The sequence below is a fragment of the Rhizobium sp. USDA 4016 genome (assembly GCF_056279705.1).
In genome coordinates this window covers 2,497,104-2,518,683 of sequence record NZ_JBWCCY010000004.1, presented here as the reverse complement: position 1 = coordinate 2,518,683, position 21,580 = coordinate 2,497,104, and the positions used below count along the sequence as shown (strand labels likewise).

Annotated in this window: 21 protein-coding genes and 1 pseudogene; 10 read left to right on the top strand and 12 right to left on the bottom strand. The window is 60.5% G+C overall.

Annotated features, from left to right (window positions below):
• Positions 1 to 77: 77 nt before the first annotated feature.
• The 3 genes from rnd to ACZ9DP_RS27950 form a co-directional block, all read right to left on the bottom strand.
• Positions 78 to 1,223 (bottom strand): ribonuclease D, encoded by a 1,146-nt coding sequence (gene rnd / locus ACZ9DP_RS27960; RefSeq protein WP_476204195.1) that lies wholly within the window; start codon positions 1,221 to 1,223, stop codon positions 78 to 80.
• Between the two features lie 100 nt (positions 1,224 to 1,323).
• Positions 1,324 to 1,449, bottom strand: a complete 126-nt coding sequence (locus ACZ9DP_RS27955; protein ID WP_257788099.1) for a hypothetical protein — start codon at positions 1,447 to 1,449, stop codon at positions 1,324 to 1,326.
• 235 nt (positions 1,450 to 1,684) lie between these two features.
• Complete coding sequence (locus tag ACZ9DP_RS27950) at positions 1,685 to 3,076, bottom strand: multicopper oxidase family protein (protein WP_476204194.1); 1,392 nt, start codon at positions 3,074 to 3,076, stop codon at positions 1,685 to 1,687.
• 257 nt (positions 3,077 to 3,333) lie between these two features.
• On the opposite strand from ACZ9DP_RS27950, the gene aspS reads away from it, so the two are divergent.
• The gene (gene aspS, locus ACZ9DP_RS27945; RefSeq protein ID WP_074067298.1) at positions 3,334 to 5,124 is read left to right on the top strand and encodes an aspartate--tRNA ligase; all 1,791 of its coding nucleotides are present in this window, start codon (positions 3,334 to 3,336) and stop codon (positions 5,122 to 5,124) included.
• Positions 5,125 to 5,185: 61 nt separating this feature from the next.
• Here the strand turns inward: aspS and ACZ9DP_RS27940 are convergent, their stop codons facing one another.
• Positions 5,186 to 6,373, bottom strand: coding sequence for a YdgA family protein (locus ACZ9DP_RS27940; RefSeq protein WP_476204193.1), 1,188 nt, complete (start codon positions 6,371 to 6,373; stop codon positions 5,186 to 5,188).
• 221 nt (positions 6,374 to 6,594) lie between these two features.
• Between ACZ9DP_RS27940 and parC the strand changes: the two genes are divergently transcribed.
• Positions 6,595 to 8,850, top strand: a complete 2,256-nt coding sequence (gene parC / locus ACZ9DP_RS27935) for a DNA topoisomerase IV subunit A (protein WP_194729371.1) — start codon at positions 6,595 to 6,597, stop codon at positions 8,848 to 8,850.
• A gap of 154 nt (positions 8,851 to 9,004) precedes the next feature.
• Positions 9,005 to 9,460 (top strand): SRPBCC family protein, encoded by a 456-nt coding sequence (locus ACZ9DP_RS27930; RefSeq protein ID WP_022714738.1) that lies wholly within the window; start codon positions 9,005 to 9,007, stop codon positions 9,458 to 9,460.
• Here the strand turns inward: ACZ9DP_RS27930 and ACZ9DP_RS27925 are convergent.
• From ACZ9DP_RS27925 to hemB, 5 genes and pseudogenes are all read right to left on the bottom strand, one after another.
• Positions 9,449 to 9,634 (bottom strand): hypothetical protein, encoded by a 186-nt coding sequence (locus tag ACZ9DP_RS27925; RefSeq protein ID WP_194729372.1) that lies wholly within the window; start codon positions 9,632 to 9,634, stop codon positions 9,449 to 9,451. The two genes, ACZ9DP_RS27930 and ACZ9DP_RS27925, sit on opposite strands and share 12 nt — an antisense overlap.
• A 67-nt stretch (positions 9,635 to 9,701) precedes the next feature.
• Positions 9,702 to 10,561: pseudogene (locus ACZ9DP_RS27920) on the bottom strand (DMT family transporter).
• Positions 10,562 to 11,338, bottom strand: a complete 777-nt coding sequence (locus ACZ9DP_RS27915) for an arginyltransferase (RefSeq protein WP_194729374.1) — start codon at positions 11,336 to 11,338, stop codon at positions 10,562 to 10,564. It abuts the pseudogene before it with no gap.
• 168 nt (positions 11,339 to 11,506) lie between these two features.
• Complete coding sequence (locus ACZ9DP_RS27910; RefSeq protein ID WP_074067308.1) at positions 11,507 to 11,965, bottom strand: RDD family protein; 459 nt, start codon at positions 11,963 to 11,965, stop codon at positions 11,507 to 11,509.
• A 71-nt stretch (positions 11,966 to 12,036) separates the two neighbouring features.
• Positions 12,037 to 13,050, bottom strand: coding sequence for a porphobilinogen synthase (gene hemB / locus ACZ9DP_RS27905; protein ID WP_074067310.1), 1,014 nt, complete (start codon positions 13,048 to 13,050; stop codon positions 12,037 to 12,039).
• Between the two features lie 132 nt (positions 13,051 to 13,182).
• Here hemB and ACZ9DP_RS27900 point away from each other — a divergent pair, with 132 nt between their 5' ends.
• The 7 genes from ACZ9DP_RS27900 (at position 13,183) to ACZ9DP_RS27870 (ending at position 20,023) form a co-directional block, all read left to right on the top strand.
• Complete coding sequence (locus ACZ9DP_RS27900; RefSeq protein WP_283071359.1) at positions 13,183 to 13,620, top strand: DUF6163 family protein; 438 nt, start codon at positions 13,183 to 13,185, stop codon at positions 13,618 to 13,620.
• A 131-nt stretch (positions 13,621 to 13,751) separates the two neighbouring features.
• Positions 13,752 to 14,267 (top strand): transcriptional regulator LdtR, encoded by a 516-nt coding sequence (gene ldtR, locus ACZ9DP_RS27895; RefSeq protein ID WP_476204192.1) that lies wholly within the window; start codon positions 13,752 to 13,754, stop codon positions 14,265 to 14,267.
• A 463-nt stretch (positions 14,268 to 14,730) separates the two neighbouring features.
• Positions 14,731 to 16,032: a L,D-transpeptidase family protein gene (locus tag ACZ9DP_RS27890; protein WP_039844501.1), complete on the top strand. Its 1,302-nt coding sequence runs from the start codon at positions 14,731 to 14,733 to the stop codon at positions 16,030 to 16,032.
• A gap of 326 nt (positions 16,033 to 16,358) precedes the next feature.
• Positions 16,359 to 17,657 (top strand): serine hydroxymethyltransferase, encoded by a 1,299-nt coding sequence (gene glyA / locus ACZ9DP_RS27885; protein ID WP_476204191.1) that lies wholly within the window; start codon positions 16,359 to 16,361, stop codon positions 17,655 to 17,657.
• A 9-nt stretch (positions 17,658 to 17,666) separates the two neighbouring features.
• Entirely contained in the window at positions 17,667 to 18,143 is a 477-nt protein-coding gene (gene nrdR, locus ACZ9DP_RS27880) for a transcriptional regulator NrdR (protein ID WP_022714748.1), read from the top strand.
• Between the two features lie 3 nt (positions 18,144 to 18,146).
• Positions 18,147 to 19,403, top strand: coding sequence for a bifunctional diaminohydroxyphosphoribosylaminopyrimidine deaminase/5-amino-6-(5-phosphoribosylamino)uracil reductase RibD (ribD, locus tag ACZ9DP_RS27875; RefSeq protein ID WP_194729377.1), 1,257 nt, complete (start codon positions 18,147 to 18,149; stop codon positions 19,401 to 19,403).
• Positions 19,403 to 20,023, top strand: coding sequence for a riboflavin synthase (locus ACZ9DP_RS27870; protein WP_476204190.1), 621 nt, complete (start codon positions 19,403 to 19,405; stop codon positions 20,021 to 20,023). Before ribD ends, ACZ9DP_RS27870 begins: the two co-directional genes overlap by 1 nt.
• On the opposite strand, the gene ACZ9DP_RS27865 is transcribed toward ACZ9DP_RS27870, so the two are convergent.
• The 3 genes from ACZ9DP_RS27865 to ACZ9DP_RS27855 all read right to left on the bottom strand — a co-directional run bounded on the left by ACZ9DP_RS27865 (position 19,986) and on the right by ACZ9DP_RS27855 (position 21,516).
• Positions 19,986 to 20,519, bottom strand: a complete 534-nt coding sequence (locus tag ACZ9DP_RS27865) for a GNAT family N-acetyltransferase (protein ID WP_194729378.1) — start codon at positions 20,517 to 20,519, stop codon at positions 19,986 to 19,988. The genes ACZ9DP_RS27870 and ACZ9DP_RS27865 overlap by 38 nt on opposite strands.
• Positions 20,520 to 20,548: 29 nt before the next feature.
• Entirely contained in the window at positions 20,549 to 21,043 is a 495-nt protein-coding gene (locus tag ACZ9DP_RS27860; RefSeq protein ID WP_074067320.1) for a cupin domain-containing protein, read from the bottom strand.
• Between the two features lie 113 nt (positions 21,044 to 21,156).
• Positions 21,157 to 21,516, bottom strand: coding sequence for a hypothetical protein (locus ACZ9DP_RS27855; protein WP_476204189.1), 360 nt, complete (start codon positions 21,514 to 21,516; stop codon positions 21,157 to 21,159).
• Positions 21,517 to 21,580 lie beyond the last annotated feature (64 nt).

Here is a 21,580-nt window from a genome sequence, read left to right as displayed (position 1 = left end):
TGGCGCCCGCGCGCATTTTTCCACGCGAGACGCTTCGGTCAAGCGATTTCGCAAGCCGGCTCAAGGGGCGAGGGCCATCAAAGCGAAACGGTATCGACTTTCTTGCCGACGAAACGAAGCGCGATCTCGCCCTTGATAAGCTGCAGCGCGGGCGCACCGAACAATTCGCGGCGCCAACCGCTAAGTGCTGCGACCTCCGCCTTCTCGCCGTCCGCGGCAATCTTGTCGAGGTCTTCGCTGTTGGCGATGACTTTCGGCGCGACGCCGTGTTTTTCCGAAATCAGCTTCAACAGTACCTTGAGCAATTCGACCGCAGCGGCAGCACCTTCAGGCGCCTGCGTGTGGCGGGGCACATGGGGCATCTCGGCTTTCGGCAGGGCAAGGGCCGTATTGACGGCTTCGAGAACCGCCGTACCGGCGGCAGAACGCTCCCATCCCTTCGGGATCGTGCGCAGGCGGCTCAGGGCCTCGGTGTCCTTCGGCTGCTGCTGGGCGATCTCGTAGATCGCATCGTCCTTCAATACGCGCGAACGCGGCACGTTGCGCGATCGCGCCTCCCGCTCGCGCCAGGCCGCGACATATTTGAGGGTCGCAAGTTCCTGCGGTTTGCGCAGCCGCATCTTCAAACGTTGCCAAGCGTCATCCGGATGCATGTCGTAGGTCTCGCGCGATTCGAGAATATCCATCTCCTCCGAGAGCCAGGACGAGCGGCCTTCGCGCTCCAGTTCGGCCTTGAGATAGAGATAGGCGTCGCGCAGATGTGTGACGTCCGCCAACGCATAATCGAGCTGCTTTTCGGAAAGTGGCCGGCGGCTCCAGTCGGTGAAGCGCGAGGATTTATCGATTTGCACGCCCTTTGTCCGGTTGATGAGCTGGTCATAGGAAACGCTGTCGCCGAAGCCGCAGACCATGGCGGCGACCTGCGTGTCGAAGATCGGATGCGGGATCAGCCCGCCGCGATGGAAGATGATTTCGATGTCTTGGCGCGCCGCATGAAAAACCTTCAGCACATTCGGGTTGGCCATCAACGCGAAGAAGGGTGCAAGGTCTATGCCCTTAGCAAGTGGGTCGATGATGACTTCCGTCGTCAAGCTTGCCATCTGTATCAGGCAAAGCTCCGGCCAGAATGTCGTCTCACGCAGGAATTCAGTGTCGATTGTAATGAAGTCGGACTTGGCCAGCTCTTTGCAGGCGGCCGCCAATTCGGCGGTTGTTTCTATCATGTCAATTCATTCGCAAGGAAAAAGGTCGATTAACCTTCCTTCTCCTTTACGCTCGAGATGTCAATACGTTGAAGGTGCCTATGCCGGCGTGGTCGGCGGGTTATTCGCCGGGATCGATACAGCGCTTCGCACGATTGCTGTATTCATTGGCGAGCACGGCAATCCAGCCTCCGGCGGCGATCGTCGCAGGCAGAACAATGAAAGCGAAGATTGCGATGCCGCTCATAGGGGTAGGCCCTCTCAGTGCACGTCCTCCTCCGAGATGTAATGCAATCGGCGAGGAACAAGATGCAGGAGGCTGCGTCATGCCGAAGCCCTTCACTCTAACCCTCTCCCCGCAAGCGGGGCGAGGGACTTGCCTCGCGAAATGGCTGAGAAGGACGGAGAGGCTGCGGCATATCACCTGTGCCCGTTAAAGCCGGAAGAAGGTGCCGGCAGGCGGACAAGGGCTTTAGCTTACCTCAAACAACCCGCACATAACTCGTCATGCCCGTCTTCTGATGCTCGATGATATGGCAATGAAGCACCCAGTTGCCCGGATTGTCGGCGACGAAGGCAAGCTCGACCTTCTCATCGGGCTGGACGAGATAGGTGTCGGAAACGAGCGGCATCACCTCGCGTGTCGAGGACGAAATGACCGTGAAGCTCATGCCGTGCAGATGGATCGGATGCAGGTGCGGCGTCAAGTTCTCGAGCTGGAAGATGTAGCTCTTGCCAAGCTTCAGTTCGGCAAGCGGGGCGGTCGGATCGGCAATGTCGCCCGGCCACGGCAGCCTGTTGATCGCCCAGAAACTGAAGCCGAGTGTGCCGCATATGCTGTCGACGGAGGCGCTTTCCGCTGTGGCGCTGAGCACCAGCGGGATCTTTTCGGCGGCGGAAAGATCGGCCTGCGCGACCGGATTGGCGGCAAGCGGGGCAAGGTCGCCCGCGTTGCGTTTCAGCGACTGACCGACGGCGCGCAGGCTCGCGATCGTTTTCGGCGTGGTCCCCCGGATATCCTCCAGTATCGCTACACCGCCTTCGCTGTCCGGCATCCGCACGGCAAGGTCCAGCCGCTGCCCGGGACCGATCTGGAGCAGGTCAAGCGGAAAGCGCTGCGGCACCGGATTGCCGTCGATGGCGATTACCGTCGCCTTGGCGCCTTCCATCCGCAGCGAGAAGACGCGGGTGACATCCGTCACGGCGATGCGCAGGCGGACAAGGCCGCCGGCCGGCGCATCATATTGCGGCTCCTGCTGCCAGTTCGCCGTGCGCACCGTTCCATAGGTGCCGGTCTTTGCCGCCTCGCGCGGACGGAAGGGCGCGATGAATTGCCCATCTCCGCCGAGCCGCCAGTCGCGCATGTTGAGCGCGATCTCGGCATCGAAAGTCGGATCGGCAGGATCCTCGATGACGATCACGCCGGTCATGCCGCGGCCCATCTGGGTCAGCGTATTGCAATGCGGGTGATACCAGAAGGTGCCGGCATCCGGCGGCGTGAAGGCGTAGTCAAAGCTGTCACCCGTATAGATGTAGGGCTGCGTCATGAAGGGCACGCCGTCCATCCTGTTGTCGATGCGAAGGCCATGCCAGTGGATCGTCGTCGGCTCGTCGAGAGCATTGGTCAGGCGTGCGGCATAGGGCCTGCCGCGGGTCATGCGAAGCACCGGCGGCGGGCCGCCATCGCCCCAGGTCATGACATCCCTCGTGGGTCCGGCAGCAGCAAGCGAAGCCTCGGTCTTCACCGCCTTCAGCACCTGCGGTTCGGGCGCCGAGCCGGCAAAGCCGAACTTGCCGGCAATGCCCATGCCGGCACTGTAGGCGCCGGCGACGGCGGACGCCTTCAACAGATTGCGGCGGGTGAATAGGGGCATCTGGCGCTCCGGCAACAACAATGGCGCCATCTTTAAAGTTGACTGCGCTTTTCATCAATAAGGAAGTGAGGGCCAAACTGCCGCAGTTGCCTTGCATCATGCGCCCGAATAAACCGCGCCAAAGTGGTGCTCAATGCGGCCCAAGCCTTGACAAATCAGACCGTCCATGCGCTTTTCCGCCCGATTTTCTTGTCGGCACCGGAGAGCCATTCGAGCCCCTGCTGCCGTCTCAAGCCAAAATACCAGGATTAGACATTATGCATCGCTACCGCAGCCACACATGTGCAGCCCTCCGTAAGTCGGATGTTGGCGCGAATGTCCGGATTTCCGGCTGGGTCCACCGCGTTCGCGACCATGGCGGCGTTCTCTTCATCGACCTTCGCGACCATTACGGCATCACCCAGGTTGTTGCCGATCCGGATTCGCCGGCTTTCAAGATCGCTGAAACCGTTCGCGGCGAATGGGTCATCCGCATCGACGGCCTCGTGAAGGCGCGTACTGAAGACACCGTCAACAAGGCGATGGCGACCGGCGAGATCGAGCTCTACGCGCAGGAGATCGAAATCCTGTCCGCCGCCAAGGAACTGCCGCTGCCAGTCTTCGGCGAGCCGGACTATCCAGAAGACGTCCGCCTCAAGTACCGCTTCCTCGACCTTCGCCGCGAGACGCTGCACAAGAACATCGTCAAGCGCACGCAGATCATCTCTGCCATGCGCCGTGAAATGGGCAATATCGGCTTCACCGAATATTCGACGCCGATCCTGACGGCCTCCTCGCCGGAAGGCGCGCGTGACTTCCTCGTGCCGAGCCGCATCCATCCCGGCACCTTCTACGCCCTGCCGCAGGCGCCGCAGCTGTACAAGCAGCTCTTGATGGTTGCCGGTTTCGACCGCTATTTCCAGATCGCGCCCTGCTTCCGTGATGAAGACCCGCGAGCCGACCGCCTGCCTGGCGAGTTCTATCAGCTCGACCTCGAAATGAGCTTCGTGACCCAGGAAGACGTCTGGAACGCCACGGGTCCGCTGATGACCAAGGTGTTCGAGGAGTTTGCCGAAGGTAAGCCGGTGACCAAGGAATGGCCACGCATTCCTTATGACGAGGCAATTCGCAAATACGGCTCCGATAAGCCGGACCTGCGCAACCCGATCGTCATGGAGGCCGTGACCGAACACTTCGCCGGCTCCGGCTTCAAGGTCTTCGCGAACATGATCGCGTCCAACCCGAAGGTCCAAGTCTGGGCGATCCCGGCAAAGACCGGCGGCTCCCGTGCCTTCTGCGACCGCATGAACGCTTGGGCGCAGAGCCAGGGCCAGCCCGGCCTCGGCTACATCTTCTGGCGCAAGGAAGGCGAGAAGCTCGAAGGAGCCGGTCCGCTCGCCAAGAACATCGGCGAAGAGCGCACGGATGCGATCCGCACTCAGCTCGGCCTCGATGACGGCGATGCCTGTTTCTTCGTCGCCGGCGAGCCGGACAAGTTTTACAAGTTCGCAGGCGAAGCGCGCAACCGCGCTGCCGACGAGCTGAACCTCATCGACCGCGACCGTTTCGAACTCTGCTGGATCGTCGACTTCCCGTTCTTCGAATGGAACGAGGACGAGAAGAAGGTCGACTTCGCGCACAACCCCTTCTCCATGCCGCAGGGCGGTTTGGAGGCGCTGCAGAACCAGGATCCGCTGACGATCAAGGCCTTCCAGTACGACGCCGTCTGCAATGGCTTCGAAATCGCTTCGGGCTCGATCCGTAACCAGTCGCCGGAACTGATGGTCCAGGCCTTCGAAAAGGTGGGTCTCAGCCAGGCGGACGTCGAGGATCGCTTCGGCGGTCTCTATCGCGCCTTCCAGTACGGCGCACCGCCGCATGGTGGCGCCGCCTTCGGCATCGACCGGATCGTGATGCTGCTCGCTGGCGCGAAGAACCTGCGCGAAATCTCGCTCTTCCCGATGAACCAGCAGGCCCAGGACCTCCTGATGGGCGCACCGTCGCCGGCAACGCCTGCGCAGCTGCGCGAACTGGCGATCCGCCCGATCCCGCCGGTCAACAAAGACTGAGTTATTCCAATGCAATAAGCCCGGTGCGTTACCGGGCTTATTTGTTGGTGGAGTTCAAATCTTACTGGTTCGCCGTCACCTTCACGCCGAGCACGCCGGGCAGTGTGTTCGGAGCGCCCATGGCAGCACCCATGATGGTCGGGAAGGGGACAGGCTTGGCCGGTGCGGCGCTGACGGCGAAGCTTTTCGGGTCGTCGAGATAGGTGTTGACCGCTGCCGAAATCGCATTCTGCAGTTCCGGGATGTTGAGCTGCGCCAGCGCAATCGGCGCCATAGCCTTCAGCGCATCCGCCATCTGCTGCGCCGAGATGTTCTGCTTGGAGCCAGCATATTCCAGCGCACGCTTGGTGATCGATGCGTCATCGAAGCGGATTTCGGCGCCGTTGAACGAAAGTTGCTGCATCAGGCCGAGCATGGCAAGGCCAAGCGCCTGCTGCGCTTCTTCCTTGTTCGGGTTCGCTTCGGAGGCCTTCGCCGCTTCCTGCAGCGACTTCATGAAGGGCAGGGTGTATCCCGAAATCTTGAAGGCAAGGTTTAGGCGGCCGACATTTGTCACGTCGAAGGCAAATTCGGAGATGTCGATCGTGCCGGGGCCGAGATCCCAGGCGCCCTTCATCGTGATGTCGCCGTTGACGTGCTGCAGGGCTAGCTTCTCGATCGCTTCCTTCGCCTGTGGGTCCGGAGCATCGCTGAGGTCCGCCTTCATGCTCTTGAATGCGCCGTCGAAGTCGAAGCCGGATTCGTCTTCACGAAGCGACAGGTTCATCTGGGTTTCGCCGAGCGAGAAGACTTCCTTGCCATTCTTGGTAACCTTGAACGGGCCGACATGCGCCGTTTCGTAAAGCAGTATGGAGTCGAGGCCGTCACCGCTGACATCAGCAGGAATGGATATGCCGCCGAGCGTCATTTCGGAGGCGCTGACGGTCGCGCCGTCTTCCGTGATGTTGATGTCGGGAAAGGCTGCTTCCTCGATGTAGTAACCGCCGTCTTCGTCTTCCTCGACGCCGGTCATCGTGATGTCGCCGATGTGGAGGGCCTCGCTGCCAGTCGGCTTGAAGCTCGCGTTCTTCAGCGTCACCGTCGTGTCGTCGACATCGACACCATCGGCAGTGATCGTTCCGCCTTGGGCGCTATAGGCGGCATTCAGCTTCTTCAGGAGATCCTGCCCGTCGAGCGCGAACGCGGAGCCGGCGAGTGACAGGAACGCGGCGCCAGACAGCATCAGCCGGGTTGTCCGGTAAAAGGTCATAGGTAAGTCCTTTGGTGGCGGTTGCAAATTGCAGTGAGACTACTGCGAATCGAACGCGGTTTATATTTGCAGGTTTCTAAATTTCTATTGAAGGGGAAAGCAAACAAAGTCCAAATTGGTGGCGATGCTTGATGACCTTTTCATGTCGTTCCGGGAGGTCATCCACAGGGCCACCCCGCTCATTCCTTGCCGTGAATCGCCTTCTGGGCTAGGCAAGGCTCATGGGACAAGAGATTTTGCCGCCTTCCGGCGGAGACGACGACAGCATTCACCCGGTTGATCTGAAGGCCGCGCTCGAGGAGCGTTACTTGGCCTATGCACTTTCGACCATCATGCACCGCGCGCTTCCAGACGTCCGCGACGGTCTGAAGCCGGTTCATCGGCGCATCATTCATGCCATGAGCGAGATGGGCATACGCCCGAACGCGGCCTTTAAGAAATGCGCCCGCATCGTCGGCGACGTCATCGGTAAGTTCCACCCGCATGGAGACCAGTCCGTCTACGATGCGCTGGTGCGTCTCGCGCAGGATTTCTCCCAGCGTTATCCGCTCGTCGACGGGCAGGGAAACTTCGGCAATATCGACGGTGATAACGCCGCCGCCTACCGCTATACCGAAGCGCGCATGACGGAGGTCACGGCGCTGCTTCTCGAAGGCATCGAGCAGGATGCCGTCGATTTCCGCCTGACCTATAACGAGGAAGACGAGGAACCGACCGTTCTTCCGGGGTCTTTCCCGAACCTGCTCGCGAACGGCTCCTCCGGCATCGCCGTCGGCATGGCGACTTCCATTCCTTCGCATAACGCCCATGAGCTTTGCGATGCGGCACTGCACTTGATCAAGCATCCGGATGCGACCGTCGAAAAGCTCGTCGAGTTCATTCCGGGGCCGGATTTTCCGACGGGTGGCATCATCATCGACGGTCGCGAAAGCATCATCGAAAGCTACCGGACCGGCCGCGGCGGCTTCCGGGTACGCGCCAAGTGGCAGATCGAAGATCTCGGTCGCGGCGGCTATCAGATCATCGTCACCGAAATCCCCTTCCAGGTGCAGAAGTCGCGATTGATCGAAAAGATCGCCGAGCTGCTGATCGCCCGCAAGCTGCCGCTGCTGGAAGACATACGCGACGAGTCTGCCGAAGACGTCCGAGTAGTGCTGGTGCCGAAGAGCCGTACCGTCGATCCGACGATCCTGATGGAATCGATGTTCAAGTTGACGGAGCTGGAGAGCCGCTTCCCGCTGAACATGAACGTTTTGTCCATGGGGCGCATTCCGCGCGTCATGGCGCTGAACGAGGTGCTGAAGGAGTGGCTGAATCACCGCCGCGAGGTCCTGCAGCGCCGTTCACGCTTCCGCCTTGCCGCAATCGACAGACGCCTCGAAATCCTCGGCGGCTTGCTCATTGCCTACCTGAACATCGACGAGGTGATCCGCATCATCCGCGAGGAGGACGAACCGAAGCCGGTGATGGTGGCCCGCTGGGGACTGACCGACAACCAGGTCGAGGCGATCCTCAACATGCGGCTGCGCTCTTTGCGCAAGCTCGAAGAGTTCGAAATCCGAACCGAGTTTGACGAACTCACGAAGGAGAAGACCGGCATCGAGGCGCTGCTCGCCTCCGAGGAAAAGCAGTGGCAGACGGTCGCCTGGGAAATTGGCGAGGTGAAGAAGAAGTTCGCCAAGGCAACCGAAATCGGCCGCCGCCGCACCCAGTTCGCCGAGGCGCCCGAAGCCGACGAACAAGCCATCCAGCACGCGATGATCGAGAAGGAACCGATCACCGTCGTGGTTTCCGAAAAAGGCTGGATCCGTGCGCTGAAGGGCCACATCGCGGACACCGCGAGCCTGACCTTCAAGGAAGGCGATGCGCTGAAGATAGCCTTCCCGGCACAGACGACGGACAAGATCCTTGTCGTCACCACCGGCGGCAAGGTCTTCACGCTCGGCGGCGACAAGCTGCCCGGCGGGCGTGGCCATGGCGAGCCGCTGCGCATCATGGTCGACATGGATAACGATCAGGCTGTGCTGACGGCCTTCGTCCACGATCCGGCGCGCAAGCAGCTGATCGTCTCGACGGCCGGCAACGGCTTCGTTGTGGCGGAATCCGAAATGGCTGCCAACACCCGCAAGGGCAAGCAGATCATGAATGTTGCGATGCCGGACGAGACCAAGCTCATCGTGCCCGTCGGCGGCGATCACGTCGCTGTCGTCGGCGAGAACCGCAAGATGCTGGTCTTCCCGCTGGCCCAGGTTCCGGAGATGGGCCGCGGCAAGGGCGTGCGCCTGCAGCGATACAAGGATGGCGGCATTTCCGACGTCCGTTGCTTCGCGATCGCCGACGGTCTCGTCTGGGAAGACAGCGCAGGTCGTACTTTCACAAAAAACAAGGAAGAACTGGCCGAATGGTTGGGCGACCGCGCTTCTGCGGGCCGCACGGTTCCAAAGGGCTTCCCCCGCAGCGGCAAATTCGCCGGCTGAGGCAATAACAAATTGGCGATCCGCTCTTGGCGAGCGGGTCGCATCCTCTATTTCATTCCTGTTATCAAAATTGGGAACAGGTTCATTCCGAGGACGGACGGAATGGCCGTTGGGCATTGCGCTCGCAGCGCAGCCCCCACACGGAGGAGCATCAATGTCTGCCAATACCATCAAGCTGCATGTCGATCACACCTATAATGCGCCGCCTTCCGTCGTCTACGACGCATGGCTCAACCCGCAAATCGCCAGGCGCTTCCTTTTCGCGGCGAAGGATGGCCATGTTATCCGCGCCGAGATCGCTCCCCATGTCGGCGGCCGCTTTCTGATCATCGACAGGCGCCCAACCGGCGACGCATGCCACTGCGGCATATTTCTCGAACTTCGCAGGCCGAGACACATGGCCTTCAGCTTCTCGGCGGAGGAGCACGACCACAATCCCGACCGCGTCGAGATCGACATCGAGCCGCTGGGTGACGGCAGCCGCCTGACGCTGTCCCACGAAATGTGCGCCGAATGGGGGGCCTTCGAAGAAAAGACCCGTCAGGGTTGGACGCGTGTGATGGACGGTCTGGAACGGGTGCTGGAACAGACGGACCGGCTAGCGAGCTAAGGATACGCTGAAATCGCGCAGAAACCGCGTCACGCCCGCTTCGTCTATTTCGCAGGCGGCGACAGAGGCGACGAAGGCAACAATTCGTGCATTCTCGGCATCAATGAGACAGCCGTTTAGATATAGGAAGGCGAACGCATCGAGGTAGCCGGTCTGCTTGTTGCCGTCGATCAAAGGATGGTTTCGGACAATCCCATGAAGTATGCACCGGCGAGGACAAAGATATCGTCCTCGCCGAACGCTATCGTCGCTGCCGAACACCGCTTCCGCGTGCCATCCAGAGCAAATGCGTCATGATCGCTATGAAGAGGATGGCGCCGCCCATGAGTGTCATCGCGGTCGGAATTTCGGCGAAGATGAACCAGACCCAGATCGGGGCAAGTACCGTCTCCAGCAGGTAGAGCATGCCGACTTCGGGGGCCGAGAGATAGCGCGGGCCGGTTGCCAGACACCAAAAGGCGACGGGCATCACGATGGCGCCGTTGAAGATGATCCAGCCGGGATGATCGATCGAAACGCCCGCAGGCAGCGCCGTGCCGAAGCCGAGGATCGCCGGGAACATCGCGGCAAGGAGCGGCACGAACCCCATGTCGCGCCGAGAGGCCCGGCCGACCGTGATTGCCGCGTCAAGGATGAGCGCGCTCAGCAGCGCCGTCGCGTCGCCGAAGATGTGGCCGCTCGAAATTCCGTCATGCACGATCAGCCCGACGCCGACGATCATGGCGGCCATCGCCAGCAAGGTCGAAACCGGCGGCCGCTCTTTCAGAAATATCCACGAAAGCAGCGCGCCGAACATCGGATTGAAGGCAACGATGAAGACGACGTCGGCCGTCGCCGTGTTGAAAACTGAAACCGTAAAGCAGTCCCGCAGCGATGCCGTGCCGTCTCGTCCTCAGGATCGGCCATTTCCCTTTCAGCACGCCGATCGCTGCGACGATAAGCAGCGTCACCAGAACCGTCGTGATGCTGCGAAGGCCAAGGATCCGCCACATCTTTCCTTCGGCGAGTCGCACGAAGCGGAATGTCCATGGAAAGGACCAGGCCACCGATTGCCGTCAGGGCAAGGCCTTTCCGGTGACCGGAAAGGGCAGGAAGGGACATTTAGTCGTGCGTGCTTTCGGGCACCGTGGAGGGATCGAAGCGTTCCCAGCCGCGCGGCGTCAGGTGCTCTTGCGGCTGGAAGCGCGTCTTGTAATCCATTTTGCGCGATCCCTGAACCCAGTAGCCGAGATAGACATGTGGAAGGCCGAGCGCCTTTGTGCGCTTCACATGATCGAGGATCATGAAGGTGCCGAGCGAGCGCTTGTCATATTCGGGATTGAAATAGGAATAGACCATGGAAAGGCCGTCGCTCATCGTGTCGGTCAGCGCGGCAGCCAGGAGCTCGCCGCGCGGACGGGTCTCCAGCCCCGAACCTTCCTCGCGTTTGCGGTATTCGATGATCTTGGTGTTCACATGCGTATCTTCCACCATGATCGCATAGTCGAGCACCGTCATGTCGGACATGCCGCCTTGCTGATGGCGGTCGTCGAGATAGCGGCGAAAGAGTGAATACTGCTCGCTGGAAGGTTGCGCCGGAAATTCGGTCGCAATGACGTCGACGTTGTGGGCGAGCACCCGTTTCATCGAATTCGTCGGCTGGAACTCCTGTGCGAGGATACGCACCGAGACGCAGGCACGGCAGGCTTCGCAGGCGGGGCGGTAGGCGATGTTCTGCGAACGGCGGAAGCCGCCTTGTGTCAGGATGTCGTTCATTTCTGCAGCGCGCGGACCGACGAGATGCGTGAAGACCTTACGCTCCATCTCATGCGGCAAATACGGACATGCAGCCGGAGCCGTCAGATAAAACTGCGGTGATGGCGAGGCCTGCGTATTCATCTGCCGGGGAAATGTCCTTTCGCACTGACTATTTGAAGACAGCATGAACTAAGAATAGAAAACGTCAACAGCGCGGCTGGTCTATCCGCGCTATCAATTTTCTGTTCTTTTTTGATATGGCGCCGCGGGCCGGCCGGCAAAGACCGGCGGCGGATTTTATTTGCCGCCTCAGTCGGTGCGAACGGTAACCGTGCCGACAAGCAGGTCGTGAATCAGCCGGCTGCGCTCGGTAAAAAGACCAGCAAGCAGAATCAGCGGCGTCAATAGCGAATTAAGGATCCAGAAAAGCGCCAGATGAGCGATCGCCAAAAGGAAATCCATCGGGCGGCCATCGACGCGCACGATTGCGATCCCCATCGCCCGCATGCCGGGCGAAGCCTGGTTCGGCCCGCCGACCGTCAAGCCGAAATAAAGGCCGGCAACCAGCACGAAGAGCGCCGGATAGAGAAAGAAGCCGAGGCCGAGCGTCAGAATCGACAGAAAAAACAGCACGACTGCCGCGGGAATGCAGAGCAGCAGCACAATGATGTAGTCGAGAATGAACGCGAAGACTCGCCGGCTCAGCGTGCCGCTATAGGCGCGCCAGTCTTCCGGTGCGGCATAAAGCGGGTTCGGATTAAGGCTCATCTGCGGTCTCCTTTGGAAATCGATGCCACAGATATGGTGTCGGCCGCCGGAGATACAATAATGCGCGAGGATCAGCGCTTTGCCAGCAGTCTGGCGACCTCGATCGCGAAATAGGTCAGGATCCCGTCGCAGCCGGCGCGCTTGAAGGCTAGCAGCGTTTCCAGCATCGCCCGTTCGCCGTCGATCCAGCCATTCATCGCTGCAGCCTTGATCTGCGTATATTCCCCGGAAACCTGATAGGCGAAGGTCGGAAGTCCGAAGGCCTCTTTCATCCGCCAGCAGATGTCGAGATAGGGCAGGCCGGGCTTGACCATCAGCATGTCCGCACCCTCTTCGACATCGAGTGCCGCATCGCGGATCGCCTCGGTGCCATTGGAAGGATCGATATAGTAGGTCTTCTTGTCACCCTTCAGCAGGCCGCCGGTTGAGATCGCCTCGCGATAAGGCCCGTAGAATGCCGACGCGAACTTGGTGGCATAGCTCATGATCCCGACATTCTGGTGCCCTGCAGCATCGAGCGCCCGGCGGATCGCGCCGATGCGGCCGTCCATCATTTCCGACGGGGCAATGATATCGGAACCGGCATCAGCCTGCATGACGGCGGCGCGCGCGACCTGATCGACGGTCTCGTCGTTGACGATTTCCCCACCGTGCAGGATGCCGTCATGGCCGTGACTGGTGAAAGGGTCGAGAGCCACGTCGGTGATCACGCCGATGTTTCCAACGGCTTTCTTGATGGCGATCGTCGCCTGATTGATGAGATTGTTGGCCTCCAGGCTGTTCGAGCCCGTTTCGTCACGTAGTGCCATCTCGATGTTCGGGAAGGTGGCGATTGCCGGGACGCCGAGGTCAGCCGCTTCCCTGGCTGCATCCGCCAGCTTGTCGATGCTCATGCGGTTGACGCCGGGCATGGCGGGGATCGGTTCCACGATGCCGGAACCGGGGATCACGAAGACCGGCCATATCAGGTCGTCCACCGTCAGCCGGTTTTCCTGCACCAGCCGGCGCGTCCAGTCCGCCTTGCGGTTGCGGCGCATGCGGCGGTGTCCGGTGATCTCGTCGACGAGGTGCGTCTTGTCCTGCATTGTCTTTCGTCCCTGGCCATTCCATTTCTTGGTCCGCTCATTATCATGACGGACCGGAAAACCAAACCGGGCGATTGGCCGCGGCGGATCAGCCGCTGGTGGAGCCGCAACGGGAACCCTAAAGTCTGCGCCATGGAAAATGATTCTCCGACGATGCCGAAGCGGACGCTGATAGACATCCTGTTCATCCTCTTCCTGAGGCTGATCGCGATCTCCTGCTTCTGGTTCGGCCTGCAATATTGGGCGATGCTTGTTGGCTATTCACTGGTGGGGGCAGGGCGCTTCGATCTTCTGAGCTTGCCGTGGAAAGTTGCGGCCACCAGCCTTGCCGTTCTCTTCCCCGTCGCTTCGCTCGGCCTCTGGCTGACGGTATCCTGGGGCCCGGTCGTTTGGGTGCTCGCCGCAGGCGGACAAATCCTGATGTATGGCCTGCTGCCGCAGACCTTCGGCTCCAACCGGCTCATCCTTGTGATGCATGGCGCGGTTGCCTTGGTCTATCTGGTTTTCCGCCTGGCGCTCTGGCTGGAGAAACGCCGCCAGCGCCGCAAAGTAAGCGTTGATTTACCCTGATACAACGCGGGGTTTCCGGTAAGGTGCTGTTAAGCCTGCAGTTTAAGTAGAATTTTATTTGTATTCGATAGGGTCTGTCTCAAGGCGGGAAGAAAACCAACACCGCCAAACAAAACAGTGAGGCAGTCATCATGAATACGAAAATCAAGCCGCAGGCGGTATCGAACGTCCGTGATCAGCAGGACCAGGACATCCGTGATCTTTACATGGAATCCCTTCACCTTGTTGAACGTCTTCACCGCCGCCTTCTGGATGTCATCAAGGACGAGTTCGACCGTCAGGGCCGCAGCGACGTCAACGCCATCCAGGCTCTGCTCCTTTTCAACATCGGCAATTCCGAGCTGACCGCCGGCGAGCTGCGCTCGCGTGGCTACTATCTCGGCTCGAACGTGTCCTACAACGTCAAGAAGCTGGTCGATCTCGGCTTCATCAACCACCAGCGTTCGCGCATCGACCGCCGCTCCGTCCGCATCAGCCTGACGGAAACCGGCACTGAGGTCGCCGAAACAGTCGCCAGGCTCTACGAGCGCCACATCGCCTCGATCGACAAGGTCGGCGGCATCGGCACGGACGAGTTCACCCAGATGAACAAGCTCCTGCAGCGCCTCGACCGCTTCTGGAACGACCAGATCCTTTACCGGCTTTAAGGTAAGAGGCCTCCTCCAAGGTCGAAGAAAACCGGACGCGTCCCTGCGCGTCCGGTTTTGCCGTTCCGGGCCAAGCGTGTCATCTTTGCAACGCATCGCACCCAAGCACAGCGGCCTGTATTCAGGCCCTGTATTCAGGCCGTTTTTTAGCCGTTATTAACCAGCACCGTTTACGACGGATCGATTGGTTTCGTTCGTGCCGCTCCCGACCATCGGTAGGCATCTTGGGCGTCGGCGACACGAATTGGCCATATTGGTATGACAGCGGACATGCAAGGCAAGCGGCGCTTCTCATATGGTAGTTCAAAGTCGTCCGCGCTTCCGGCTCGCAATCTTGTGATGGCCAGGCGCGGAAAACCTGTGATGCGCCGGAAAACGGAATGGTAGTGATCTGGGCCGTGGCGCAGTGAATCGCAAAGCCCGCGGTTTTCCTTTCAAGCTGCGGCATTGAGTGGTTGGGATTATGTCGAAGAAAAACCGTATTGAAGCTCTTTCGCGCCGCGCCTTTCTTGCGTCTGCGGCAACCGTCGGCGCCAGTGCAATCGCCGCCCCGGCATTTGCGCAGTCCGCGCTCGATGCGCTGATCAACGCACCGCGCCGCGGCGCCTGGGATGACCAGTTCGATGCCAAGGCTGCCTCGCGTACGGCGAGTGCCGCCGTCTCCAATACCCCGATCCTGAGCCCGCAATCGGTTCCGAGCATCCAGCAGGCGATCATGGAGTATCAGCAGATCGCCTCAGCAGGCGGTTGGCCTGAGGTCAATCCGGCTGGCCTGCGTCTCCAGCTCGGCGTGACGGATCCTTCCGTTCAGGCTCTGCGCCAGCGCCTTGCCATCACCGGCGACCTGCCGCGCGAAGCAGGCATGTCGTCTGCCTTCGATTCCTATGTCGATGGAGCGGTCAAGCGCTTCCAGGCTCGTCATGGCCTTCCGGCGGACGGCGTCATTGGCGAATTCACGCTGAAGGCGATGAACATTCCGGTTGATGTGCGCCTGCAGCAGCTGAACACCAACCTCATCCGCTTGCAGACCTTCCCGGAAGATCTCGGCCGCCGCCACGTCATGGTCAATATTCCGGCCGCCTATGTCGAGGCGGTCGAGGACGGCAGCGTGGCGACACGTCATGCGGCCGTCGTCGGACGTATCAGCCGCCCGACGCATATCGTCAACTCGAAGATCTACGAGGTCATCCTCAATCCCTATTGGACTGCGCCGCGCTCGATCGTCGAGAAGGACATCATGCCGCTGATGCGCAAGGATCCGACTTATCTCGAGAAGAACGCCATTCGCCTGATCGACGGCAAGGGCAACGAAGTCGCCCCGGAAACCATCGACTGGAATGGCGAGGCGCCGAACCTGATGTTCCGTCAGGATCCAGGCAAGATCAACGCCATGGCCTCGGCGAAGATCAATTTCCATAACAAGAACGGCGAGTACATGCACGACACGCCGCAGCAGGGCCTGTTCAACAAGCTGATGCGCTTTGAGTCGTCCGGCTGCGTCCGCGTCCAGAACGTCCGCGACCTGACGACTTGGCTGCTGCGCGACACCCCGCCGTGGTCGCGCCAGCAGATGGAGCAGGTGATCGCCAGCCGGGTCAACACGCCGATTACGCTCGCCGAGGAAATCCCGGTCTATTTCGTCTACATCTCCGCCTGGGGCATGCCGGACGGCCTCGTGCAGTTCCGCGACGACATCTACCAGATGGACGGCAACGCCGAGCTTGCTCTCGATACGACCGCTGGAATGGAACAGCCGGTTCAGTAAGCGTCATGCGTATGAATTGGGAAACCGCGCTGGAAGGCGCGGTTTTTTCTTTGCCAGCGGTTGCCCTTCATCCGTTTGCCGGGACCTTCTCCCGGTAAACGAGGCGAAGGGGATATGTCGCAACGCTTCGGTTAATCTCCAAGTTTTGTGAGGCACGTCCCCTCCAAGCTGGCGCAGAGAGGATTAGGGTGAGGCGCATCCCACGATAACATGCCAAGCAAAGGACACCCCTGCGCGTAGATTGCCCAGCAAATGTCGTTCTTCGTATTGCTCTCGGCAGGGCGGAACGCTAATACCTTCGCGCATTCCAGTTGAGGAGCCCGCCCATGACAAATGCTTCCACGCAGACCTTCTTCAATCGCTCGCTTGCCGACACCGATCCGGATATCTTCGGCGCGATTGAAAAGGAGCTCGGCCGCCAGCGGCATGAGATCGAATTGATCGCATCGGAGAACATCGTTTCCCGCGCGGTGCTGGAAGCCCAGGGCTCCATCATGACGAACAAATATGCGGAAGGTTATCCGGGTAAGCGCTACTACGGCGGCTGCCAGTTCGTCGATATTGCTGAAGAGCTGGCGATCGAACGCGCCAAGAAGCTCTTCGGCGTCAACTTCGCCAACGTCCAGCCGAATTCCGGCTCGCAGATGAACCAGGCGGTCTTCCTGGCGCTGCTGCAGCCGGGCGACACCTTTATGGGCCTCGACCTGAACTCGGGCGGTCACCTGACGCACGGTTCGCCGGTCAATATGTCCGGCAAGTGGTTCAACGTCGTGTCCTACGGCGTTCGCGAAGGCGACAACCTGCTCAACATGGACGAAGTCGCCCGCAAGGCCGAAGAGCACAAGCCGAAGCTGATCATCGCCGGCGGCACCGCTTACTCCCGTGTCTGGGACTGGAAGCGTTTCCGCGAGATTGCCGATTCCGTCGGCGCCTATCTCATGGTCGACATGGCTCATATTGCCGGCCTCGTTGCCGGCGGCCAGCATCCGTCGCCGTTCCCGCACTGCCACGTCGCAACGACCACGACCCACAAGTCGCTTCGCGGCCCGCGCGGCGGCGTCATCCTGACGAACGACGAGGATCTGGCGAAGAAGTTCAACTCGGCTGTTTTCCCGGGCCTCCAGGGTGGTCCGCTGATGCACATCATCGCCGCCAAGGCCGTCGCCTTCGGCGAAGCGCTGCAGCCGGAATTCAAGGACTACGCCGCGCAGATCGTCAAGAACGCTAAGGCGCTTGCCGAGACGCTGATGGCAGGCGGACTCGATGTCGTCTCCGGCGGTACCGACAACCACCTGATGCTCGTCGATCTTCGCAAGAAGAACGCGACCGGAAAGCGCGCCGAAGCAGCGCTCGGGCGCGCCTACATCACCTGCAACAAGAACGGCATTCCGTTCGATCCGGAAAAGCCCTTCGTCACCTCCGGCGTCCGTCTCGGCGCTCCGGCAGGCACGACGCGCGGCTTCAAGGAAGCGGAATTCAAGGAAATCGGCAACCTCATCGTTGAAGTTCTCGACGGCCTCAAGGTCGCCAACTCCGATGAAGGCAACGCTGCAGTCGAAGCAGCCGTTCGTGGCAAGGTGGTCGACCTTACCGGCCGCTTCCCAATGTACGACTACATCGGCTAAGGATAGCGCATGCGCTGCCCATTCTGCGGATCGGAAGACACCCAGGTCAAGGATTCACGTCCGGCGGAGGACAATACGTCCATCCGCCGCAGACGGATCTGTCCCGATTGCGGCGGCCGCTTCACGACCTTCGAGCGCGTGCAACTGCGCGAGCTGATGGTCGTCAAGAAGACCGGCCGCAAGGTGCCTTTCGACCGCGATAAGCTGGTACGGTCCTTCGAGATCGCGCTGCGCAAGCGTCCGGTCGACCGTGACCGCATCGAAAGGGCTGTTTCCGGCATCGTCCGCCGCCTCGAAAGCTCCGGCGAAGTCGAAATCAGCTCCGAGGCCATCGGCCTTCAGGTGCTGGAAGCTCTCAAGAGTCTCGATGACGTTGGCTTTGTTCGGTACGCGTCGGTCTATCGGGATTTCTCGCATGCCGAGGATTTCGAAAAGGTCATCTCCGAAATCAACGCCAAGATCAGCCGCGACACTTTGGAGACCTGAGCCTTGAGCGCCGGGCCGCATGACAAGCGTTTCATGGCCGAGGCAATCCGTCTTGGCCTTCTGCATCTCGGCCAGACCTCCACAAATCCTTCCGTCGGCTGCGTCATCGTCAAGGACGGCGAAATCGTCGGCCGCGGCACGACGGCGATCGGCGGGCGCCCGCATGCCGAGCCGCAGGCGCTCACCGAGGCAGGCGAACTGGCTCGCGGCGCCACCGCCTATGTGACGCTCGAACCCTGCTCTCATCACGGCAAGACGCCGCCCTGCGCCGACGCGCTGATCGCCTCTGGTGTCGCGCGCGTCGTCATCAGCGTGACCGATCCCGATCCTCGTGTCTCCGGCCGCGGCATCGCGCTTCTGCGCGAAGCCGGCATCGAGGTTGATACCGGCGTGCTGGAAGAGGAGGGCAGGCGCTCGCTCGCCGGCTATCTCACCCGGCAGACGAAGAACCGGCCCTATGTGACTCTGAAGCTTGCCGTTTCCGCCGACGGCATGATCGGCCGCAAAGGCGAGGGACAGATCGCCATCACCAGTCCTCTCGCCCGCGCACAGGTCCAGGCGCTCCGCGCTGAAACCGACGCCATCCTCGTCGGCATCGGCACGGCGATCGCCGACGACCCGGAACTGACGGTGCGCGTGCCGGGCCTGCAATCGCTGTCGCCGGTGCGTGTCGTGCTTGATCCGCGGCTTGATTTGCCGCTCGGCAGTAAACTTGTGCGTTCAGCACGAGAGGTGCCGACCATTGCCGTTGCAGGCGAGGCACCCCCCTTTATCCTGCCCGACATCTCTCCTACGAGGGGCGAGATAGATGAGGTGAACGCTCGCCCGCATTCTTCCGCCGGGACCGACGCCACCACTGATGAGGTGCCAGTAGAAGCGAGCTGCGACAATCTGCCGATCCCTCCCCTGGTGGGGGAGATGCCCGGCAGGGCAGAGGGGGGTGAGGCTCGCGCCGAAGCCCTGCGGGCTGCAGGCGTTGAAATTCTCTATTGCCATCCTTACCATCCCGAAGTGCTGCTTCCGGCGCTCGCCTCACGCGGCATTTCCTCGCTCGTCGTCGAAGGCGGTGCGAAGACGGCGCGGCTTTTCCTCGACGCCGGTCTCGTCGATCGAATCCAGCTTTACCAGGGCCAGCTCATCATCGGCGAGGGCGGTATTGAATCGCCATTGACGAAGACCGATATGCCATCCGGTTTTGCCCATAGAGGCACATTCATGTTCGGCGACGACCGGCTGGACGAATACGAAAGAGAATTTTGATGTTCACCGGAATTGTCACCGATATCGGCATGATCGAATCCGTTTCTCCCATGAACGAGGGTGTGAAGCTCCGCGTCGTGAGCAATTACGACCCTAAGACAATCGATATGGGCGCGTCGATTTCCCATTCGGGCATCTGCCTGACGGTGACCGGCCTGCCGGACGAAGGCAGCAACGGGCGTTGGTTCGAGGTGGAGGCCTGGGAAGAGGCTCTGAGGCTCACGACGCTTGCAAGCTGGAAGGAAGGCACCAGCGTCAATCTCGAGCGTTCTCTGAAGATCGGCGACGAACTCGGCGGCCACATCGTCTCAGGGCATGTCGACGGCAAGGCAGAAATCCTGTCGGTGACTACGGAAGGCGATGCGACCCGCTTCCGTCTGCGCGCCCCGGAGCATCTTGCGAAGTTCGTGGCGCCCAAAGGCTCGATCGCGCTCGATGGTACGTCGCTGACGGTCAACGCCGTCGAAGGCACGGATTTCGATGTGCTTCTCATTCGCCATACTTTGGAAGTCACGACATGGGGCGAGCGAGAGGCCGGCGATTTCGTCAATTTCGAGGTCGATACGATGGCGCGCTATGCCGCTAGGCTGGCTGAATTCCCTGCCGCGAAAGCAGAATGATTTCGCCGTGATAATCGGTACGTGCCACCTCGCGGAAGCCGAGCTTTTCCGCGACGCGTAGCGAAGCTGCGTTTTCCGGGCTGACGATGCAGGTCATCTCCTTGCCGGGGAAATGACAGTCAGCCCATGCGATCAGCGCCGTGAGCGCTTCTGTCGCATAGCCCCTTCCGTGTGCGGAAGGCAGCAACACCCATCCGGTTTCCAGTGTTTCCTCGATGGGTGGAGACATCTCACGTCGGGCTTCGTGGAAGCCTGCTTCGCCGATCAGCCGCCCGCTTTGCTTTTCCTCGATGATCAGAAAGCCGAAACCCATATGATGCCACATGCCGCTCGCCCTTATGAGGCGGGACCATGTCTGCTCGCGTGTCGATGGCACGCCGCTGATATAGCGAACGACGTCCGCATCTGCCCATAAGTGTATGTAGGCATCGAAATCGTCGAGCCGGTGCGGCCGCAGAATCAACCGTTTCGTTTCGATGGTCGGAACATTGATCATCTTGGATATCGTTTCTGTGAACACCTGTCTCACGCGCCTGCTTCGCCGTCCCAGTAGTCGAGATCGTTCTCCGCGCGCCCGATGAAGCGGAAGCGCCCGACGTCATGATTTGTCTTGGCGAGGAATTTTTGGGAATCCGGGTATTCGACGATCTCCGTCTTCGCCATCGTGGAGATGCCGAGATAGATCAGCGTCGTGCTGCCGGTATTGAGGATCTGGTGTGCCGTTTCCTTCCCGCCGGCAGGCGCGCCGAGCGTGTCGCCTTTCCTGATGGGGTAACGTTCGCTTCCAAAACGGTATTCGCCTGTCCCTTCGATTACGAAGAACAGCTCATCCTCGACATGGTGATTGTGGAACGGACAGCTCGATTTGCCGGGCGGCACCTCGTTGTAGCTGATCCCGAGATTGGAAAGGCCAAGCAGGCGGCCGAAGGATGTGTCGGCGCCCTCGTAGAGCGCGCCCTGTTGCCACCGCTCCAGTGTCAGGTCGGCAATATTGAGAACCGGTTTGATGTCCCGTGGCATGTCTTTTCCCCTTTTGCAGGGACGAACAGACCATCAATTCGGGATGGTTTTCAATAGGCGTCAGTAGAATTGTCGGGGAGGGCGGCGCAGCGATCTGCGCCGCCCTGCGCCGATCAGTCGGTATAGAAGGTAATGCTGCCATCGGCCGCCTGTTCGGCATTGATGACGTTGCGGACATTGACTCCGTCATTGCCGAGCTTGCGCGTCAGCATCTTGTTGGCGTCGATCGATGCCTGAATCTGGCGCACTTCCTTGGCCGAGCGTGGCGGAGCGGAGCGCGGACCATATGCTTCGGGGCTTGCGTCGTGCCAGTTGTAGAAATGCTTTACGTTGAAGTCGTTACCCCGGAAATTGCGGAGCGTCTGTTCGATGCCCGATGGGCTGTTCATGCCAAAGCTTTCCGCACGGCTGACGCCGGCAAGCGCGAGGGAGGAGAACGCGGAAACGATGGCGATTGTGGCAACGCGGTTCATGATGGTATCCTTTCATCTGCTATGACGGTCGGCTGTCGTGCAGGGGATCGTCAGCGTTACGCTT

Bases quoted from the DNA above. Each gene is read 5' to 3' on its own strand.
- aspS (WP_074067298.1), top strand. From the start codon at position 3,334: ATGCATCGCTACCGCAGCCACACATGTGCAGCCCTCCGTAAGTCGGAT.
- parC (WP_194729371.1), top strand. From the start codon at position 6,595: ATGGGACAAGAGATTTTGCCGCCTTCCGGCGGAGACGACGACAGCATT.
- ACZ9DP_RS27865 (WP_194729378.1), bottom strand. From the start codon at position 20,519: ATGATCAATGTTCCGACCATCGAAACGAAACGGTTGATTCTGCGGCCG.
- ACZ9DP_RS27955 (WP_257788099.1), bottom strand. From the start codon at position 1,449: ATGAGCGGCATCGCAATCTTCGCTTTCATTGTTCTGCCTGCGACGATC.
- ACZ9DP_RS27860 (WP_074067320.1), bottom strand. From the start codon at position 21,043: ATGCCACGGGACATCAAACCGGTTCTCAATATTGCCGACCTGACACTG.
- ACZ9DP_RS27950 (WP_476204194.1), bottom strand. From the start codon at position 3,076: ATGCCCCTATTCACCCGCCGCAATCTGTTGAAGGCGTCCGCCGTCGCC.
- ACZ9DP_RS27940 (WP_476204193.1), bottom strand. From the start codon at position 6,373: ATGACCTTTTACCGGACAACCCGGCTGATGCTGTCTGGCGCCGCGTTC.
- ACZ9DP_RS27900 (WP_283071359.1), top strand. From the start codon at position 13,183: ATGGAAAATGATTCTCCGACGATGCCGAAGCGGACGCTGATAGACATC.
- ACZ9DP_RS27890 (WP_039844501.1), top strand. From the start codon at position 14,731: ATGTCGAAGAAAAACCGTATTGAAGCTCTTTCGCGCCGCGCCTTTCTT.
- nrdR (WP_022714748.1), top strand. From the start codon at position 17,667: ATGCGCTGCCCATTCTGCGGATCGGAAGACACCCAGGTCAAGGATTCA.
- ACZ9DP_RS27855 (WP_476204189.1), bottom strand. From the start codon at position 21,516: ATGAACCGCGTTGCCACAATCGCCATCGTTTCCGCGTTCTCCTCCCTC.
- hemB (WP_074067310.1), bottom strand. From the start codon at position 13,050: ATGCAGGACAAGACGCACCTCGTCGACGAGATCACCGGACACCGCCGC.
- ACZ9DP_RS27915 (WP_194729374.1), bottom strand. From the start codon at position 11,338: ATGAATACGCAGGCCTCGCCATCACCGCAGTTTTATCTGACGGCTCCG.
- ACZ9DP_RS27870 (WP_476204190.1), top strand. From the start codon at position 19,403: ATGTTCACCGGAATTGTCACCGATATCGGCATGATCGAATCCGTTTCT.
- glyA (WP_476204191.1), top strand. From the start codon at position 16,359: ATGACAAATGCTTCCACGCAGACCTTCTTCAATCGCTCGCTTGCCGAC.
- ACZ9DP_RS27930 (WP_022714738.1), top strand. From the start codon at position 9,005: ATGTCTGCCAATACCATCAAGCTGCATGTCGATCACACCTATAATGCG.
- rnd (WP_476204195.1), bottom strand. From the start codon at position 1,223: ATGATAGAAACAACCGCCGAATTGGCGGCCGCCTGCAAAGAGCTGGCC.
- ldtR (WP_476204192.1), top strand. From the start codon at position 13,752: ATGAATACGAAAATCAAGCCGCAGGCGGTATCGAACGTCCGTGATCAG.
- ACZ9DP_RS27910 (WP_074067308.1), bottom strand. From the start codon at position 11,965: ATGAGCCTTAATCCGAACCCGCTTTATGCCGCACCGGAAGACTGGCGC.